Annotated in this window: 14 protein-coding genes; 3 read left to right on the top strand and 11 right to left on the bottom strand. The window is 43.0% G+C overall.

Annotated features, from left to right (window positions below; genetic code table 11):
• Positions 1-8 precede the first annotated feature (8 nt).
• From C3V44_RS08810 to C3V44_RS08850, 8 genes are all read right to left on the bottom strand, one after another.
• Positions 9-1,289, bottom strand: a complete 1,281-nt coding sequence (locus tag C3V44_RS08810; RefSeq protein ID WP_106096203.1) for a hypothetical protein — start codon at positions 1,287-1,289, stop codon at positions 9-11.
• A gap of 6 nt (positions 1,290-1,295) precedes the next feature.
• Positions 1,296-2,060, bottom strand: a complete 765-nt coding sequence (locus tag C3V44_RS08815; protein ID WP_106096204.1) for a type III pantothenate kinase — start codon at positions 2,058-2,060, stop codon at positions 1,296-1,298.
• A gap of 71 nt (positions 2,061-2,131) precedes the next feature.
• Positions 2,132-3,286 (bottom strand): FtsX-like permease family protein, encoded by a 1,155-nt coding sequence (locus tag C3V44_RS08820; protein ID WP_009409984.1) that lies wholly within the window; start codon positions 3,284-3,286, stop codon positions 2,132-2,134.
• Positions 3,287-3,403: 117 nt separating this feature from the next.
• On the bottom strand, positions 3,404-4,114 hold the full coding sequence (locus tag C3V44_RS08825; protein WP_053581214.1) for a Fic family protein: 711 nt from the start codon (positions 4,112-4,114) through the stop codon (positions 3,404-3,406).
• A gap of 49 nt (positions 4,115-4,163) precedes the next feature.
• Positions 4,164-4,442, bottom strand: coding sequence for a virulence protein (locus tag C3V44_RS08830; protein ID WP_106096205.1), 279 nt, complete (start codon positions 4,440-4,442; stop codon positions 4,164-4,166).
• 41 nt (positions 4,443-4,483) lie between these two features.
• Positions 4,484-4,876 carry a 30S ribosome-binding factor RbfA gene (gene rbfA, locus C3V44_RS08835; protein WP_002674172.1) on the bottom strand — a complete coding sequence of 131 codons (393 nt, stop codon included), beginning with the start codon at positions 4,874-4,876 and terminating at the stop codon, positions 4,484-4,486.
• Positions 4,877-5,534: 658 nt separating this feature from the next.
• Positions 5,535-6,158, bottom strand: a complete 624-nt coding sequence (gene pgmB / locus C3V44_RS08845) for a beta-phosphoglucomutase (RefSeq protein WP_106096206.1) — start codon at positions 6,156-6,158, stop codon at positions 5,535-5,537.
• A gap of 8 nt (positions 6,159-6,166) precedes the next feature.
• Positions 6,167-7,051, bottom strand: coding sequence for an NAD kinase (locus C3V44_RS08850; protein WP_002674060.1), 885 nt, complete (start codon positions 7,049-7,051; stop codon positions 6,167-6,169).
• 256 nt (positions 7,052-7,307) lie between these two features.
• On the opposite strand from C3V44_RS08850, the gene C3V44_RS08855 reads away from it, so the two are divergent.
• Positions 7,308-8,567 carry a putative DNA modification/repair radical SAM protein gene (locus C3V44_RS08855; protein WP_106096207.1) on the top strand — a complete coding sequence of 420 codons (1,260 nt, stop codon included), beginning with the start codon at positions 7,308-7,310 and terminating at the stop codon, positions 8,565-8,567.
• On the opposite strand, the gene C3V44_RS08860 is transcribed toward C3V44_RS08855, so the two are convergent.
• From C3V44_RS08860 to C3V44_RS08875, 3 genes are all read right to left on the bottom strand, one after another.
• Positions 8,568-9,956: a RagB/SusD family nutrient uptake outer membrane protein gene (locus C3V44_RS08860; protein ID WP_106096208.1), complete on the bottom strand. Its 1,389-nt coding sequence runs from the start codon at positions 9,954-9,956 to the stop codon at positions 8,568-8,570.
• A gap of 59 nt (positions 9,957-10,015) precedes the next feature.
• A complete protein-coding gene (locus C3V44_RS08865) occupies positions 10,016-13,321 on the bottom strand; it encodes a SusC/RagA family TonB-linked outer membrane protein (RefSeq protein ID WP_106096209.1) in 3,306 nt (1,101 codons plus the stop codon).
• Between the two features lie 683 nt (positions 13,322-14,004).
• Complete coding sequence (locus C3V44_RS08875; RefSeq protein WP_084667229.1) at positions 14,005-14,748, bottom strand: TIGR03915 family putative DNA repair protein; 744 nt, start codon at positions 14,746-14,748, stop codon at positions 14,005-14,007.
• 360 nt (positions 14,749-15,108) lie between these two features.
• On the opposite strand from C3V44_RS08875, the gene dprA reads away from it, so the two are divergent.
• Together dprA and dinB are read left to right on the top strand one after the other, a co-directional pair.
• On the top strand, positions 15,109-16,203 hold the full coding sequence (gene dprA / locus C3V44_RS08880) for a DNA-processing protein DprA (protein ID WP_016478239.1): 1,095 nt from the start codon (positions 15,109-15,111) through the stop codon (positions 16,201-16,203).
• Positions 16,204-16,248: 45 nt separating this feature from the next.
• Complete coding sequence (gene dinB, locus C3V44_RS08885) at positions 16,249-17,310, top strand: DNA polymerase IV (protein WP_254425426.1); 1,062 nt, start codon at positions 16,249-16,251, stop codon at positions 17,308-17,310.
• Positions 17,311-17,395 lie beyond the last annotated feature (85 nt).

Here is a 17,395-nt window from a genome sequence, read left to right on the forward strand (position 1 = left end):
TTTGTTTTTTATTGATATTTTGTTCGTTGGAACCACTTATCGTTTAAAGTGAAACCTATTTTTAAGTTGAAATAATTTTCTTTTACTAAATTGGCTGAGGTAGTACCTCTTATGCCGTATTCTCCCACAAGGGTAAGATTTGAAAATCCTTTTACGGGTAAACTAAGTCCAAAAGACGTGCCAAAGTCGTTTATGTTTTGATTATTGAGCACAATTCCTGTATTTTCATAGCGCAAACCTATACGGTAGGTTACTCTTTTCCAGTAACTTGAATAGGAATTGTAGTTAGGAATCCAAAAACCTCCTAAGGCTATTTTGTATCCGTCGGTATAACTGACATTGGTGGTAGTAAGGAACGGATTTGAAAATGCTTTTGTATTGGCATAGGTATACTCAATCCCTGTAAACCATTTTTGGTGTTCTCCTAAACCTAATCCAAACTCTATTTGAGTGGGCAAGGTAAGTGAGGTGTTTTTGAGCCCTAAGGCTTCTAAATCTAAAGCACGTGTTTCGCGTATTGCCAATTGTGGTGCGGAACGCCTGTTGTTCCCTGTTACATAACCTAAGGTAGAGATATTGCGTTGGTTTTCAGAAGACAGTTTGCTTTGCGGTGTATATACCAATGAGGTATACAAACGCAAGCGGTGTTTCAAAGTCTCTTCGTAATACAAACCTAAGTTAAAAGCACCTCCTTTTAGGCGTGATTTGCTAAACTCTTGGGTATAGAATTGTACATCTTTTTGTTGCAAGAGGTCGGTCATATCAATGGTTCCAAAGTTATAACGGAAAGAAGCTCCTAAACTGAATCCGCCGAATATCTTTACCCCAGAGGAAAGAAAAAACTGATTCACATTTCCTTTTCCTTCAAACTGGTTTACTGTTTCGCTTGTGGTGTGCTTCAGTTTATAACCTACCGATGAGTAAGGCACCAACCCAAACGATACCCCAAAGTTTTCGAGAATAGGGAACCCGAGTGTAAAATAATCGAAGGCGGAGGATTTAGTACCTATTTTTGTTTCATTTGTAACAATATTTTTGCTTTGCATTGTAAATCCGGCTGAAAAAGCGGTGAATTTTAAGTGCGAAAGTGAGGCAGGATTCTGCATATTGATACGAGTAGAATCGGCATAAATACCAATTCCGCCCATAGCACTTTCCTCGGCTATACCGTTAAAATTGCGTTCACCGACTCCGTAAAAAGAGTAAGGCGACTCAGTAGTTTGTTGCGCAAAACTCACGTAAACGGTTGTAAATAAAGCACTAATAAGTGTGATTAGTTTCTTGTTCATAAATATTTATCCAATATTAGTAACGTGTGCCTCTCCTTCTTTTGTTTGATATTCTAAGATGGCATTGAGCCCCTCAAGCAACACGTATGAGCCTGCAAATATCTGATTTTTTATTCTTTCTTGCAAATAATTTTGATTACCCCCTGTTAAAATAGAGATAAGCGAAGGGAATTTTGCTTCGTATTTTTTAATCACTCCCTCGATTTCGCACACCACATTGTGATAGACACCTGAGAGCATACAGCTTTCGGTAGTATTTCCTATAAACTGTTCAGTATCAAAAAACTGTTCGGATACTAATGGCAGTTTGGAAGTGAAATGGTGCATCGCTTTTAGGCGCATTGCTATGCCTGGGGCGATAGCTCCCCCAAGATACTCTTTTCTATCGGTAACTATATCGAAAGTAATGCAGGTACCCGCATCGATGATGAGTACGTTGCGGTTGGGGAAACGTGTCACCGCACCTGCTACCAGAGCCAAACGGTCGATACCTAACGAGTGAGGGGTTGCATACTTATTGACGAAAGGCACAGGGGTTTCAGCTGTGAGGTATAACACATCTGGCAAGAGTTGTTCTAAGAAAGAGAAACGCTCTTTAACCCCAGTTACCACCGAAGCGATGATGCAATGAGTTACCTCGTTTAAAGGTACTTTGCTTAAAAAAGATTCTTGAAAACCCTCTTTGACAAAGGAAAGAAAGAATGTTTGTATTCCTTTTTTGAACAGTGCTACTTTTATGGACGTATTACCTTCGTCTATTATTAAATTCATTTTCAAAAATCAGTGGGTGTGTGATTGTCCTGCAATAATTGCGCCAAAAAAAGAAGGTCTCTTGTTTCCTTTTATTTTACTCGTACCCGTGAGGAAGCTACTAATGAGGCTAAAACGCCCAAAACTACAATGGTAGCCAATACAATGAGTACATTTAAAGGAGTAATAGCGACAGGGTAGGCTAAGGTAGGGCTTATCATTACAAACTCGAAATGTTGTTGTAAAAGGACTACCGCAACGCCTAAGGCAATACCTATCAGAGCGCCGATTACCGATGCCATAGTGCCTTGCCAAAAGAATATCTGTCGCATTTGTTTTTCGTTCATACCGAGCGCATAGAGCGTTTGCAGGTCGTCTTTCTTGTCGAGTATCATCATAATGATAGCACCTACGAGGTTGAAAAGCGCAATGATGAGCACCAAGATGAAAATCAGATACACCGCTATATTTTCGGTATTGAGCATACGGTAAAGTGCATCGTTTAGCTGTGCGCGATTCTTGACTACTACAGGCTCTTGAAAGAGTTGTGAGAGCTGTTCGGCAACTTGCTTTTCATCAGCATTTGGAGCTAATTTCACTTCTATCGCTGAGACTTGCCCCTTACTTAACCCCAATAAGAATTGGGCTTCGTCTAATGATGAAAATACGTATTTCTTATCTAATTCTTCCGTGAGTTGGTAGATGCCTTGTACTACTGAAAAGGCTTGACGGTAGGGCATAGGGTCGTTTAGGATACTGCCTTTGCCTGCTTTGGGAACTACTATTTGTAGAGGGGAAGAACCATCGAGGAGATTTAAACCGAGATTATTGAAAATAGTAGCGCCCACTATCACACTAGGAGGTGAGAGCTCCCAATTGCCTAGCACGAGGATACTATCGACATCGTTTACTTTGGGGTACTCAGCATCTACTCCCTTGATATAGGCGATGTGGTTTTTTTGGTTGTGAGTGAGAAACACCTGTTCCTCTAACACTTTGGTAAAGTGTGCTACCGATGAGAGTTGGCTTAATTTGAGCGTATCTTGATTGGTGAGTGATAGGTATTTGCCTGTTTTAGGAAACACTTTTAGGTCGGGGTCGAAAGTAGAGGAGAAGGAAAGCGTAAAGTTTTTGAGACCTGCGAAGCCGGCGAGCACAATAAAGAGGGCAGCACCACCCAACACCACCACAAAAGCCGTAACCCTATTGATGATGTTGATAACGTTCTGCGAACTTTTGGCGAACATATAACGCCTTGCTATATAGAAAATTGAAGTCATTGTTAATGATTAGTGATTAATGGTTAGTGGTTAATGAAAAGTGCAAAGGTATGGAGTAATTAGCAAAATGGCAAAATTTGGGAATTAGCAAATTCTAAAATACGCCATTACTGCCTTGTACTCATCTTGTGCTGTTAAGCAAGTGTCGAGCAAAAAGCCTTCTGTTTGTTGCCAATTTTGTAGCCCGCGATAGTAGAACCAACGGAGTTGTTCGGTAATGATAAAAGGCACTATGTTGTTAGCTAAACATTCTTTAAAGAGCAACAAACGCCCTATGCGTCCGTTGCCGTCTTGAAAGGGGTGAATGGTTTCAAAACGCCAATGAAAATCGACCAAATCGCGAAAGGTTTTGGTTTGTTTTTGGTGGTAATCGACTAACAAAGCGGTCATTTCCTGTTCTACATTTTCAGGTAGAGTGGTGGCATTGCCTCCTACTTCGTTAGGTAGTTTTTTATAGTCGCCTATGGCAAACCAATCTTTATTGCTATCGGAAGTATCTGCTTTGAGAATGCCGTGAAAGGTTTTAATCATCTCTTGGGTAAGAGGTTCAGTAGCGCATTCCAACATTGCATCAAAAGCCTTAAAATGATTAATAGCTTCGAGAATATCATCAATTTTTACCGCTTGTTCTGTAATGCCAATGGTATTGGTTTCGAAAATATAGCGCGTTTGCTCGTGTGTGAGCTGGCTACCTTCTATATGATTGGAATTATAGCAAAAATCTATTTGAGTGCGGTGATAAATACCGCCCTTTAGCTTTGTTTCTTTCTCTTGTAATAATTGTTTTAAAAGCATTTTATTTCTTTAATAATTTAGCTGTGTTTTTCTCCAATACTTTTAAACTCTATAGAATCACCTCCTCCATTGCCTTTGAGGGTCTTCTAACATCTCGGGTACCTTCCTTTTGAACTGTCAAGAATTTCTTGACAGTTGAATCGGGTATAAGTTCTCCTTCTTCAAATATATTCTGAATGTGTAAACTTATATTTTGTTTGGAAGTGTTAAAAAGCTCAGCCATTAATTGTTGTGTAAGCCATACGGTATCCTCTTCGAGTCTTACATCTATTTGGGCTGAACCATCTTCTCGCTGATAGAATAAGATTTCTCCTTTTTGGTTTTCCATTTTTTGCAGGTTAAATTAGCAAACTTTTATTTTTAATATTTTTACGTCATTTTTCTTTTGTAGAGCAAGTCTCGGTTTTCGATGGGGTTTTCTTCCTCTTTGAGGGATTGCTCGATGCCTTCGATATATTGCAAAGAATCGTCGATATAAAAATACAACTCGGGCATACGACGGAATTGGTGTTTGGTGATTTGCGACAGTTCGTGCTTGATGAGGGGCGCATTGGAGGTTACGCCTTTGAGCACCTCAGCTGCCTTTGCTTCTGGAAATACACTGAGGTACACCTTGGCTACTGATAAATCGACGGTTACATTTACTTTGGTTACCGAGATGAGTAGGTTTTGTTGCCCTGCATCGCGTATGGATTGCTGCAACACTTTGGCTAATTCTTCTTGAATAATGCCTGCTATTTTCTTTTGTCTGTTGTTTTCCATTAGTTTGTTTATTTATGGTGCAAAGATAGGGAATAATACTGATAATACCAAAAATGCCAAAAGAGCGGTAAAAATTAGGAAATTAGGAAATGAGAGAATTGGTAAATGGGGTGCGAGGTTGAGTTAGAGGAATGAGGCTGTGCCTCAGAAATTAAACAAATTTTAAACAAAATCAAAGCTACGCCTTGTAAACCAGCGGAGGTATTGTTAGTTTATTCAACTTTGGCAAAGTTTAAAACTTTGCCAAAGTTTGAGATGAAAAAGCGATGTGTTGGGACTGTTAGGAGCATTCGGAAGGAAACGGAGAGATTCAAAGAAGGGAGGGAGAGATTTTGGCGGAAAAAGGGTATAAGGAGGGTGGGGTTAGCTTATAGAGAGCTTATAGGAAGCTTATACGAATCTTGGACGATTGGTATAGAAAGGGTATATAAATTATTGATTAATAATATAATACAACAAGGCTAAAAATGTTAAAATCGGGGTTTCGAGACGAAAAAAAAGAGAAGAGGTGATAGGCCTTAGGTCATAGGCACTAGGGGGTATATGACGGAAAAGGGAAGGGATAATTAGAGAATTAGCAAATTAGAAAAATAGAAAATTAGGAAATTAGTTGGAGAGGCTCTGAGAGACTTCTCCAACTATTAGCTACATTGGGTGCTTATATCTTCATATTTAAAAAGTTGGGAATTACGGTGTCGGCGGCTTTAAGGACTTTGGGATTGCCGACTCCTATTACTTTCATTCCGGCACTTTTGGCGGCTTGTACGCCTGCGGGAGCGTCTTCGAATACGCAACAATCAGCAGGGGGAAGCCCTAAACCTTCGGCGGCTTTGAGGAATACTTCGGGGTTGGGTTTGGCTTTGCTTACCATTGTGCCATCGACAATAGCATCGAATAGGGGGAGAATGCCGGTGCGCTCCAACACTAAACGGGCATTACGGCTTGCGGAGCCCAAGGCTATCTTTTTGTGATGGGCTTTGAGGAGCTGTAAGAAGTTTAACACACCAGGGAGTAACTCGGAACTATCGATACTACTGATTTGCTCTAAGTACAATTTGTTTTTGCGCAAGGCGGTATCGGTAAAGTCGGTTTCGGAGAGTGTTTTGCCTGCCCATTGGAGGATTTGGTGCAAGGAGACTTCACGCCCGATGCCTTTCAGTTGTTCGTTATGCTGAGGAGTGAGCTCAAAATTGAATTCTTTGGCGATGGTTTTCCACGCGATATAGTGGTATTTTGCGGTGTCGACGAGCACACCATCTAAGTCGAAAATATATCCTTTCATTTTTCTAGTTACTTGTTACGTCGGTCTTCACCCCAGAGTAGTTTATAGCGCAGGGTGTTTATAAAGCTGTCTCCGTCGAGGCGTATCATTTTCACGACAAAGGGAGCTTTACGGACTATAATGGAGTGTTTGTTAGCAATGGGCTTGATATGTGAGTCGAGCGACATTAAAAACTTCTTTTCTCTGCCTGATACAGTGAGTTTTACTTCGGTATCTTCGGGGATTACCAGCGGGCGCGCGTTGAGGTTGTGAGGGGCGATGGGGGTAATCACAAAGTTTTTGGCGGTAGGGAGTATTACAGGTCCGCCACAGCTAAGAGAGTAGCCTGTGGAGCCTGTGGGGGTGGAAATGATGAGCCCGTCAGCCCAATAGGAGGAGAGGAAATCGCCGTTGAGTTCAGTATCGATAGTAATCATAGAGGCGGTATCTTTACGAGTAAAGGTTATTTCGTTCAGAGCGAAGTTCACAGGGGCTACGGGTTCGCCTGTATCGGCGTAAACGGCTTCGATAACGGAGCGTTCTACTACTTTGTAATTTCGTTCGCGGAGTTGTGTTAGTACGTTTTTCAGGTCGTCTTTATGTGCATTTGCCAAAAAGCCCAAGCGTCCTGCATTGATACCGAGAATGGGGATTTGCAGGTTTCGTACATAAGTAACCCCTTTGAGCAATGTGCCGTCGCCACCAATAGTGAGCATTACATCGTAAGAGGAGTTGAGGTCTTCGAAGGAAGCAAAAGATTTTGCTTTGAGGAATTGCTCGGAGCGATCGTTGAGGTCGCTGAGGATTTCGCGTTCTATAAACACCTTATCGGAGGGCAATAGAAGGGTAAAAAGCTCATTGAGAATGGCTTCGTTTTCCTCGGAGTACTGACGTATATAAATAGCAATCTTCATTTTAAGCAGAAAACTAAGAATTTTTGGCAAAGATACAACTTTTGAAGAAAAGGAGGGTATTTAAGAGGTTTTATTTTGGGTTGGGCGAGAGAAATTAAACCTTTAAAGAAGTATGGTTTACGTTATAAAAGCTGAATAAAAATCTAGGCTTCACCTTGTGAAATTGGCGAGTTCTTTTGCTTATTATTTTTTCTTGTTTATCTCAGAATAAAGCAGTATATTTGCACTCGTGATTCGTTATGCTAAAATAAATTAAATGGATTTTGAACGTATCAAAGAAAAGCTAGCTATCCTTGCTGATGCAGCCAAATACGATGTGTCTTGCTCGAGTAGTGGGAGTGCTCGTAAGGCGGTGAAAGGTGAATTGGGCAACGCTGCGAACTTCGGTATCTGCCACTCGTTTACTGAGGACGGCAGGTGTATTTCTTTGCTCAAAATCTTACTTACGAACCACTGTATCTACGATTGTATTTATTGTGTGTCGCGACGCAGTAACGATATACAGCGCGCTGCTTTTAGTGTGCAGGAAGTGGTAGACCTTACTATTAATTTCTACCGACGGAATTACATCGAGGGGCTGTTTTTGAGTTCGGGAGTGTTCAAAGACCCTAATACTACGATGGAACGATTGGTGCGTGTGGCTAAGAAGTTGCGGACAGAAGAGCGCTTTAACGGTTATATTCACCTAAAAACAATACCTGGGGCAAGCGAAGAACTGATTCACGAAGCAGGACTTTATGTCGACCGTCTGTCCGTTAATCTTGAAATACCTACCAAAGAGGGGTTGAAACTGCTTGCGCCAGAGAAAGACCACCGGCAGATGCTTACCCCGATGCAACAGGTGAAGAACGAGTTGGCAATGCATTCGCTTGAAAAGAAGAAGTTTAAGCATACGCCTAAGTTTGTGCCTGCCGGACAGACCACCCAAATGATTATAGGCGCGACTGACGAAACCGACCATAAGATTATAAAGGTTGCCAGCTATATGTATGATAAGCTTGAAATGAAGCGAGTGTATTATTCGGGTTATGTGCCGGTATTGCAGGACAGTAGGTTACCGTCTATCCACAGCCAAGTGCCCATAGTGAGAGAAAACCGCCTATACCAAGCCGATTGGTTGATGCGTTACTACGGCTTTGCTCCTGATGAGATTTTAGATGCTCGGCAACCGTTCCTCGATTTGGAGATAGACCCTAAATTAGCGTGGGCATTGCGTCACCCTCATCTTTTCCCCGTAGATGTGAACACGGCTCCGCGTGAAATGCTCTTGCGCGTTCCAGGGGTGGGAGTACGGTCGGTACAGAAGATACTTGCAGCGCGTACTTTTCAGAAGCTCACGTATTACTCGCTCAAACAGATAGGGGTAACCTTAAACAGAGCAAAATACTTCATCACTTGTAGCGGGGCTACGCCGTTGGCAGGCAGTATGGAGCCCGCCAAACTTCGCCATTTGCTTATCGCTAATAGCCACAACAAGCATAAGGAGCTTTTCGGTGGGCAGTTGTCGTTATTTTGATTAATAATTCTGTGTAAGCGATGGGTTCTTCTCCATTACGTCCTTAGGAAAGGGAACGATGTACATAGGCGAATTGGGAGGCAGGGTATAGGTGCGTTGCGGTACGGTGGTATTCACCAGAGGGAAGGTGCGTTGCAAGGTTTTGGCATAAGCACTCTCGGTGTTCAATCGTTTTAAATCGAAAAAGCGATTAAAGCCCATAGCGAGCTCTCTACGGCGCTCGTCGATGATGAGTTTTACGGTCTCCTCAGTAGTAGCAGGGGTAGCGAGGGTCGCACCACTGCCTTTTATGCGTTTGCTACGGAGGATATTTACGGTTTGCATCGCCCCACTGAGGTTGCCTAAGCGCGCTTTGCACTCGGCTAAAGTAAGGTACATCTCACCTGTTTTCATTCCTACGGTAGGGTAGAAGAACTTAGTGGCGAGCATATCCCAGTTGGCAGTACCCGAACCTTTATCGTTATAACGGTGGTTCTTATTGAAGAAGAGCTTGAACCGCATATCGTTTTCGGTATCAAAAAGGTTGCAAAACTCAGGACTCACGGGGTAGATGTACCAAATGTTCATCTCGGTATGTCCGTTCATATAGGCTAAGTTGAGCACTTCGGGGTTTTTATCTACTGTGATAGGGGTAGGATTCGCCTCATAAGCCACCATATCTATCAGTTGGTTGTTGTACGACAGACTCTTTTGGGCTGCCACTAATGCCTGCTGATATTCTCTTCTGAATAGGTGCACTCTGGCTTTCAAGGCATAGCCAAAAGCTAATGAGGGGTGATATACATTCACAGGGTGTTCTTGCAAAAGGGGCAACGCCGCCTCGATATCTTCTTGAATAAAGTCATACACTTCTTTTACGGTAGCTTTGGTAGGGTGAGTTTCTAAGTCGAATTCACGCATTAGGCACACACCACCATCGGTAGCTGCTGTGGTAGGGTCGTAGCCTTTGGCATAGACGTTTACCAGCATAAAATAATCAAAAGCTCTTAGCAAGCGCGCTTCGGCTTTGGCACGTGCTTTTAGTGAGGCATCGCCTTTGGCATTATCAACGGTAGTAATAATCATATTCCACCTACCTATATAGCTGTATACATTGTTATAAAAGGGAGACGACTCGATGTAATCGGCACGTGGGGCACTTTCTTCGTAATAGAAGTTGATGCTGTTCAGGTCGGGTGTCTTACCGATGATACTACTCTCCTTAACCCAATTGTCGTCTACCAGAGTGCGGAAGTTAAAAGGAGGGTAGTTTTTAGTGGGGAGTACTACCAAATCGTAGTATTCCTCGGCGGTGTTGATAATCTTTTCACCTTTGGGCGTGAGGTCGGTGTATTTGTCGCAAGCGCTGAGAAACAGGGCTATGAATATGATGGTTGCAATTCTTTTCATTGTAAAATAATTAAGGTATACAAACTGCTTGCCTGCCGTGCTACGGCTACTACGGCTGGCTAAAAACTAAATGATATACCGAAAAACGCAGCTGTTGCTACGGGTAGAGCGCGTCTTCCAGAGTTGAGGTGATAGGTTTCGGGGTCTATATCGTCGCCAGCAGCACACCAAGTGAGTAGGTTGTTGAGCTGAGCGGTGATTTTAGCTTCTTGTAAGCGCAATTTCTCGCAAATGTTTTTAGGAATATAACACGAAAATAACACATTGCGCCATTTGATATAATCGGCGTTTACCACGTGATTGTCACCGAGTTGCCAAAGAGTATTCACCGTATTAGCAGTGCGTCTCAAAGTGGCTGGATAGTCGAACGACATACGGGGCATATCGGTGGGGTTTGTAGCTGTCCAACGTTGGGTAATATCGCGATGGGTTTCGCTTTCTTGATTGATGGAATAAGTGTCTTTGCGAAGTTTATGTCCACCCGCATATATAAACATCGTACCTAGCTCAAAAGCCTTATAGCGCAGTTGCAAGCTAAGGGCTCCGTTAAAGGTGGGGTTCATCGTTCCTAATCTTACGAGGGCATCTTCGCTTTTGATATCTTTAATAGTGGGCACACCATTGGCGTCGAAAGTGGTATTAGGGTTGCCGTTTTCGTCTAAATAAATAGGGTAGCCATTGGTGGTTTCCTTGTACCGATAGGCATAAAGCGAGTTAAAGTCGTCTCCTTGTTTGTAATAACGCAAGGGGTTACGAGCGTATTCCACAGCATTAGAAGGCTTGCTACTCACTTTCTCAATGGTATTTTTGTTGTAGGCAAAAGTAGTTCTTACAGTAAGTTGCAAATCTTTGGCTAACTCACGTGTAGCATTCAAACTCACTTCTATTCCTTTGTTCAGTAAAGCTCCGTTATTGATGAGTCGTCTTTGAGCACCTACGGTAGGGTCGAGTTCGGTCAGTACCAAAAGGTCGGAACTGTAACGACGATAAAGGTCGATACTTCCTGAGAGCCAATACCACATACCGAAGTCAATACCTAAATTGGTGGTTTCAGTCTTTTCCCAACGTAATTTAGGGTTAGGTAAATCGGTATCGTTGAACTGTAAATACTGTTGGCTAGGGTAAGCGCCTCGCACATCGGTAAGCAAACGTCCGCGTAAGAAAGGCGTAGTAGTTTGGTCTACATTACCACTTACACCATAGGTAAGGCGCAGTTTTAGCAAGTTTACCACATTACCATAGAAGAAATCTTCACGATGCAAATTCCAGCTACCGCCTACTGACCATAGCGGACGGTATTTGTACTTGGGGTCTGCCCCAAACATATCAGCTTGGTCTACGCGCACACTCCCTGTGAGGTTGTATTTCTGATGGTATGAATAGCCCAACGTGCTATAAAAAGAGATAAAGCGGTGTTTGGTTTCGCTTTGCTGATTACGGCTCAGCGATAGCGACTGCCTGCCGTAGAGATAGGTAGTAACACCAGGATTGTAGAGGTCTTTCCAGTTCAGGGTAGGGAAGGAGAGCGTTTGCTCGTCGTAACCATATTGCATTTCCTTAGTATTGCGCGGGGTGTAGTGCTGACGCATCTCGAAGCCCAATAGCGCTGTCACATTGTGTGCCTCCGCAAAAGTGCGATTGAAATCCAATTGCTGACGGAAGGTATAATGCTGTGTCTGCCCTTTCTCCTGTTCGTAATAACCGCCTTCGGGTAGTTCAGAAGAGAATTTTTGAGTAGTAGCATCTTGTTTTACCAATTGGTTGTGGCGCAAACGCATATAATAAGTGTCTTTGCCAAAGAAAGTTTCACTGTTGTGAGTGTTTAATTCATATTGAAAATAGCTTTGGTATTGCAAACCTTTGAGGATAGATACTTGCAGATTTGCAAACGGACGCAAACTGAGGTTGTACTGTTTTTGATGTTCTTGCGCTATCGATTCCAATAAATTGAAGCTATACGAGCGGAAAGCATCGTTGCCCGCAATTTGTTCTAAAATATGTCCGTTTATGGGGGCTACTAAATTAAAACCCGCATACGGATTCGTTCCCAATAGCCGAGTGTAACGCGGTTGCTTTAAGTAATCGGTATACAAGTTCCGCACTTGTTCAGCTACGGCATCAACAGCGGTATATCTGCCATTCACCCCTATGGTGCTTTTTAGCCAAGGCGTGAGCTGGTAAGTGTTTTTTAAATAAAGGTTGAGAGCGCGCGTCTTTTCGGTAACGATGCGCTCATCGGTGTCTTCATATTGTAGCGAAGCGTAATTCTGACTCCGGTTATTACCACTTTCTACGCTTATATTGTAGCGTTTGCTGATGATAGGTTGCCACACATAACGCTTGAAGTCGCGAAGGTAATCGCGGTTGCGCCACTCGTTAAGCGTACTATTCACCTCTTGCTGGCTGAGTTTTCCTTTGGCTTGGTCGCGGTATAGCTGGAAGAGAGGCGAGTAATACCTTACTGTTTGCCTGCCCCCAATTTCTCCGTAGGAAGCAAAAAGGTCATCTACATTGCCATTGCTATCAGCCAATTTGCTTTGGTAGAAAGCCGTTTCGAGGTCAATAAGGTCGGACGTCGAAGCGTAGCGCATACGGCTCATATTGGGTTTGAAAGTATAGAACAGGTCCGTATGCACGTTTATACGCAAACCATTCTGCAAGCCCTTTTTGGTAACAATCACAATCACCCCATTGGCAGCGCGCACCCCGTAGATAGCCGTCGCAGCAGCGTCTTTCAGTACCGTTACCGACTCGATATCTTTGGGGTTGATATCTTCTAATGGCGTATCGGTAGGGATATCGTCAATCACCACCAAAGGCGAATAGCCCACATTGCCCGAAAAAGTACCTACCCCGCGCAGTATAGGCACCTCTTTCCCTGTAAAAGGGTCTTTTGTAAAGCGCACACCTGCTATTTGTCCCTCAATAGCTTCTTGTACGGTTCTATTAAGCTGACGGTTGAGCTGGTCTGTCCTTATTTTGGTATAAGCCGAAGTAGTTTGCTCTTTGTGAAGATTTTGGTAGCCCGTAGCTACTACATCGGTAGAACTTAAAGTGATAATCTCCGGTTCCAAATGCACTTTTAAGAAAGGTTGTTCAGCCGAAACGGTAAATTCACGAGATTTCATACCTAAGTACGAAATCCTTATCACTTCTCCTGCTTTTGCAGAAATTCGAAATTCCCCTTTGATATCGGTAAGGGTTCCCATAGATAGCAGTATGTTGTCATTTTTAACCACTACTGCTGCTCCTTCCAAAGGGTGGTTTGTCACATCGGTTACTTTGCCCGATACACTAATCATTTGGGCGAAAGCGCCCACAAAACAGCAGAGGAAGAACCCCCACGCTATTACATATTTTTTCATAAACAGTCTTATTGGTAAACAATACCTCTTATATACATTAATAAAGTCATCGCTCTCGTCCCACTCCTCTCATAAGTCCGACAGGTCAAAAAACTATCTTTCAATCCCTTTTCCACTACCACACACTCACTAAACTCCTCTCACAAATTTGCTAATCTCCAAATTTTCTAATTTACTAATTCTCTTTCCCGTCACACTCCCTCCTAGTGCCTATGGCCTAAGGTCTATCACCTCTTCCCTTTTCTTTCGCCTCGAAACCCTGTTTTTAACATTTTTAGACTTGTTGTATTATAGTATGAATCAACTATTTATATACCCTTTCTATACCAATCGTCCAAGATTCGTATAAGCTTCCTATAAGCTCTCTATAAGCTACTCACACCCTTCTTACACCCTTTTTTCATCAAAAAACCTCTTAGTCTCTTTCTGAAAATCTTCGTTTCCTTCCGATAGCTCAGAAGTCTCACTTTTAGGGGCATACACTTTGCCAAAGTTTCAAACTTTGGCAAAGTTGATGTTCCAAAAAAGTTACTTCCCCCATTTTCTCATTTTCTAATTCTCTCATTTTCTAATTTCCTCATTCCCCTCCTAATGCCTAGGGCCTAAGTCCTCAACTCTTTTTTAACGGTGGCAAAAGTAGTAAATAGAGTCGAACTACACAAATTATTTTGAAAGAAACTAAATTACACTTCCGGTAAATACTGCCAATAGCGCTTCGGCATATTCCTCAGTTGGTATTTCGCATTCTTGCGCTCGGCTATGTTAATATGCTGAAAATAAGTCTTCCAAAGCGTTTTATAAGCATCAGCAGTAGCCGGAGTAAGCACTCCAAAATGCTTATCCGCAGGAGTAAAAGGCAACACCTCGTGCAGATTGTAAATAAAACCATAACCCCGTTCAGGGTCGTAAAGTACCCACTGTTGGTCAGAAAAACGCGTTTTGAAATGAGGAACAACCAGTGGCAACACGTCATACTCAGGTACTATTTTGGCAAAGTAAAGTTCGTCTACCTTTTCAAAGCGCACAAACTCTTTCATTCGGTGCACTTCACGTCCCACACTCTTAGCCGCTTTGCGTATAGAAGCAATAGCCCTATGGGCAAAGTTCTCCAACACTTTCCCCTCAGGGTATTTCACCATCAGTCTAATAGCCTCCAATAAGTAGTCTTCCATATGTGTTTCTTCCGATAAGAAAGCTCTTAGCACAATCGCCACCCCTTCTTTACCCCAGCACAGTTCTATTTTGGTAAGCACCCGTTGCGCTTTATTAGCATCGGTATACACCGTTTCCTCCTCGCCAAAAAGCAAAGGCGCAAACCGATGTCTCGCTACAATAGTCACCTCGTTGTAACGATACTCAAAAACAGCAAATACTGCTGTGAGGAACCCCTCAAAAGTACTGTCGTATACCAAATGTTTCAAAGCCAAATACAGTTAAATACGCAAAAGCCCGCAAATATACTTCTTTTTTTATTTTAAAGAGAGAATATTACAAAAACATTCGTGTACAATCACCGTCCCCACATTCCTCCTAAAGCCTAACGCCTTTCCGTCGCTACATTCCCCCTTTGAAGGGAAGTCCGCGAGAGCGGAGTATGTGAGAGGGGGATGTTATCCCTAAGGCCTATTGCCTATGCCCTAAGGCCTCACACTCCCTCATTTCCTCATTTCCAAATTTTCTAATCCCTATCACCCCTAGTGCCTAAGGCCTATGGCCTGTGGCCTTTCTCCCATTATATCCATTTCAAAAAATATTTATACCTTTGCACTACGCATTAATACTTTATTATGAAAGACGATTTGTTGTATCTTATTGCCTTAAAGAAAATCCCTCTCATAGGCGATATAACTGCCAAGAAACTCATTTCCCACTTTGGAAGTGCTCAAAACGTATTCGCTCAACCCAAAAGTGCCTTAGAGAAGGTAACAGGTATTGGCTCTAAGATTACTCAAAACATACTCAGTGCTCGGTGTTTGCACGAAGCAGAAACCGAATTGCAATTCACTCAAAAGCAAAACATCAGTATTATAACCTATACCGATGAACAGTATCCCTCCTCACTCAAACAATGTGTAGACAGCCCAATACTGTTTTACCAAAAAGGAAATATCCACTTGCAAAATAAACGACTGCTCAGCATTGTAGGCACTCGCAATATTACCAGCTATGGCACAGCTTTTTGCGAAAAACTCATCGAAGAACTCGCCTCGTTAGATGTGGTAATCGTCAGTGGGTATGCCTACGGAGTAGATATTACCGCCCATAAGGCAGCGATGAAACACCGCCTACAAACGGTGGCTTGTCTTGCCCACGGACTCAATACTATCTACCCCGCTGCTCATAGTAAGTATTGTGAGGCAATGGAAGAAAACGGCGGGTTCATCACCGATTTCAGTAGCCAAAGTCCGTTCGATAGAAAGAATTTCCTCAGTCGTAATCGCATTATCGCAGGGCTTTCACAGGCGACCGTAGTTGTTGAGTCGGGACTAAAAGGCGGTAGCTTAGTCACTGCCGACATAGCTTTTTCCTACAATCGCGAAGTATTTGCCGTGCCAGGGCGCACCACCGACCTGTATAGTATGGGGTGCAATGAACTGATACGCAACGGTAAAGCAAGCCTACTCACTTCAGCCAAAGACCTCATTTACCAATTAGGTTGGGATACCCCAGCCCCAAAAGCCGTACAGCAAGAACTTTTTGTAACTCTTTCTCCTGAGGAAGAAACTATTAGCGCATTTCTCAAAGCCAATGGCAAACAAAGTTTAGACGAGCTCGCCTTGGGGTGCCAAATGCCCATCTACCAACTCTCCAATCTCCTCTTTCAAATGGAAATCAAAGGAGTGATAAAACCTCTTCCAGGCAAGAGGTTTGAAGCAATCTAATTACTGAATCCTAATCCCTTGAACAGAAAAATCATACATATCGATATGGACGCCTTCTATGCTTCGGTAGAACAGCTCGACTACCCCGAACTGCGTGGGAAAGCAATTGCAGTAGGCGGAGGGGAACCACGCGGTGTGGTAGCTACTGCCAGCTACGAGGCGCGCAAGTTTGGGGTGCGCAGTGCTATTAGCGGGGCGCAAGCGCGCAAACTGTGCCCACATCTCATTTTTGTAAAACCTCGATTCGAGCGCTACAAGCAAATATCGATGCAAATACGTGCTATTTTTCACGAATATACTGATTTGGTCGAACCTCTTTCCCTTGATGAAGCTTACTTAGACGTAACCGTAAACAAAAAGGGCAACCCTTCGGCTACCCTTATCGCCCAAGAGATTCGCCAACGCATCTTCCAACAAACCGGACTCACTGCTTCGGCAGGCATTTCGGTAAATAAGTTTATCGCTAAAATCGCTAGCGACTACCGTAAGCCCAACGGACAAACCACCATCACCGAAGCCGAAGTGCAAGATTTTTTAGACAGACTCGATGTGCGCAAGTTCTACGGCATAGGCAAAGTAACAGCCGAGAAGATGTACCAGCTGGGGATATTTAAAGGAAAGGACTTGCGCGAGAAATCATTGGAGTTCTTAGAGCGGAATTTTGGCAATAGTGGCAATTATTACTACGAACTCTCACGAGGCATTCACCGCAGTGAGGTACAACCTTTCAGAATACGCAAATCAGTAGGTGCAGAAGAAACTTTTCCCGAGAACCTTACCAGCGAGGTGTATATGCTACGCGAACTCGACTATATAGCCGAAGACGTAGCCCGTCGTCTCGACAAACAGCAAGTAGCTGGCAAAACCGTTACCCTGAAAATCAAATACAGTAACTTTACGGTGCAAACGCGCAGTAAAACCCTTAAAGATTTCATAAGTAGTAAAGACGACATACTCTTGCACATCAAAGAACTGCTCTATCAAGAACGCCCTGCCGAATCAGTACGACTCTTAGGTATCTCGCTTTCTCACCTCAACAACGAACCCGAAAAAGAAGAAGTAAAGAAGCCGATGTACATACAATTAAAACTAGAATTCCCAGATTGATAAGGAAGAGTTATCGTTATACCTCTAACCTGTCCGATTTGTTCGATAAGTCTGACTTATCAAAAAAAAATTTTTCACTACTCAT

The sequence above is a fragment of the Capnocytophaga sp. oral taxon 864 genome (assembly GCF_002998835.1).
In the GTDB taxonomy this organism is placed as follows: Bacteria; Bacteroidota; Bacteroidia; order Flavobacteriales; family Flavobacteriaceae; genus Capnocytophaga; species Capnocytophaga ochracea.

What these genes read in the sequence shown, in the direction of transcription:
- C3V44_RS08810 (WP_106096203.1), bottom strand. Translation starts at nt 1,289, where the DNA reads ATGAACAAGAAACTAATCACACTTATTAGTGCTTTATTTACAACCGTT.
- C3V44_RS08815 (WP_106096204.1), bottom strand. Translation starts at nt 2,060, where the DNA reads ATGAATTTAATAATAGACGAAGGTAATACGTCCATAAAAGTAGCACTG.
- C3V44_RS08820 (WP_009409984.1), bottom strand. Translation starts at nt 3,286, where the DNA reads ATGTTCGCCAAAAGTTCGCAGAACGTTATCAACATCATCAATAGGGTT.
- C3V44_RS08825 (WP_053581214.1), bottom strand. Translation starts at nt 4,114, where the DNA reads ATGCTTTTAAAACAATTATTACAAGAGAAAGAAACAAAGCTAAAGGGC.
- C3V44_RS08830 (WP_106096205.1), bottom strand. Translation starts at nt 4,442, where the DNA reads ATGGAAAACCAAAAAGGAGAAATCTTATTCTATCAGCGAGAAGATGGT.
- rbfA (WP_002674172.1), bottom strand. Translation starts at nt 4,876, where the DNA reads ATGGAAAACAACAGACAAAAGAAAATAGCAGGCATTATTCAAGAAGAA.
- pgmB (WP_106096206.1), bottom strand. Translation starts at nt 6,158, where the DNA reads ATGAAAGGATATATTTTCGACTTAGATGGTGTGCTCGTCGACACCGCA.
- C3V44_RS08850 (WP_002674060.1), bottom strand. Translation starts at nt 7,051, where the DNA reads ATGAAGATTGCTATTTATATACGTCAGTACTCCGAGGAAAACGAAGCC.
- C3V44_RS08855 (WP_106096207.1), top strand. Translation starts at nt 7,308, where the DNA reads ATGGATTTTGAACGTATCAAAGAAAAGCTAGCTATCCTTGCTGATGCA.
- C3V44_RS08860 (WP_106096208.1), bottom strand. Translation starts at nt 9,956, where the DNA reads ATGAAAAGAATTGCAACCATCATATTCATAGCCCTGTTTCTCAGCGCT.
- C3V44_RS08865 (WP_106096209.1), bottom strand. Translation starts at nt 13,321, where the DNA reads ATGAAAAAATATGTAATAGCGTGGGGGTTCTTCCTCTGCTGTTTTGTG.
- dprA (WP_016478239.1), top strand. Translation starts at nt 15,109, where the DNA reads ATGAAAGACGATTTGTTGTATCTTATTGCCTTAAAGAAAATCCCTCTC.
- dinB (WP_254425426.1), top strand. Translation starts at nt 16,249, where the DNA reads ATGGACGCCTTCTATGCTTCGGTAGAACAGCTCGACTACCCCGAACTG.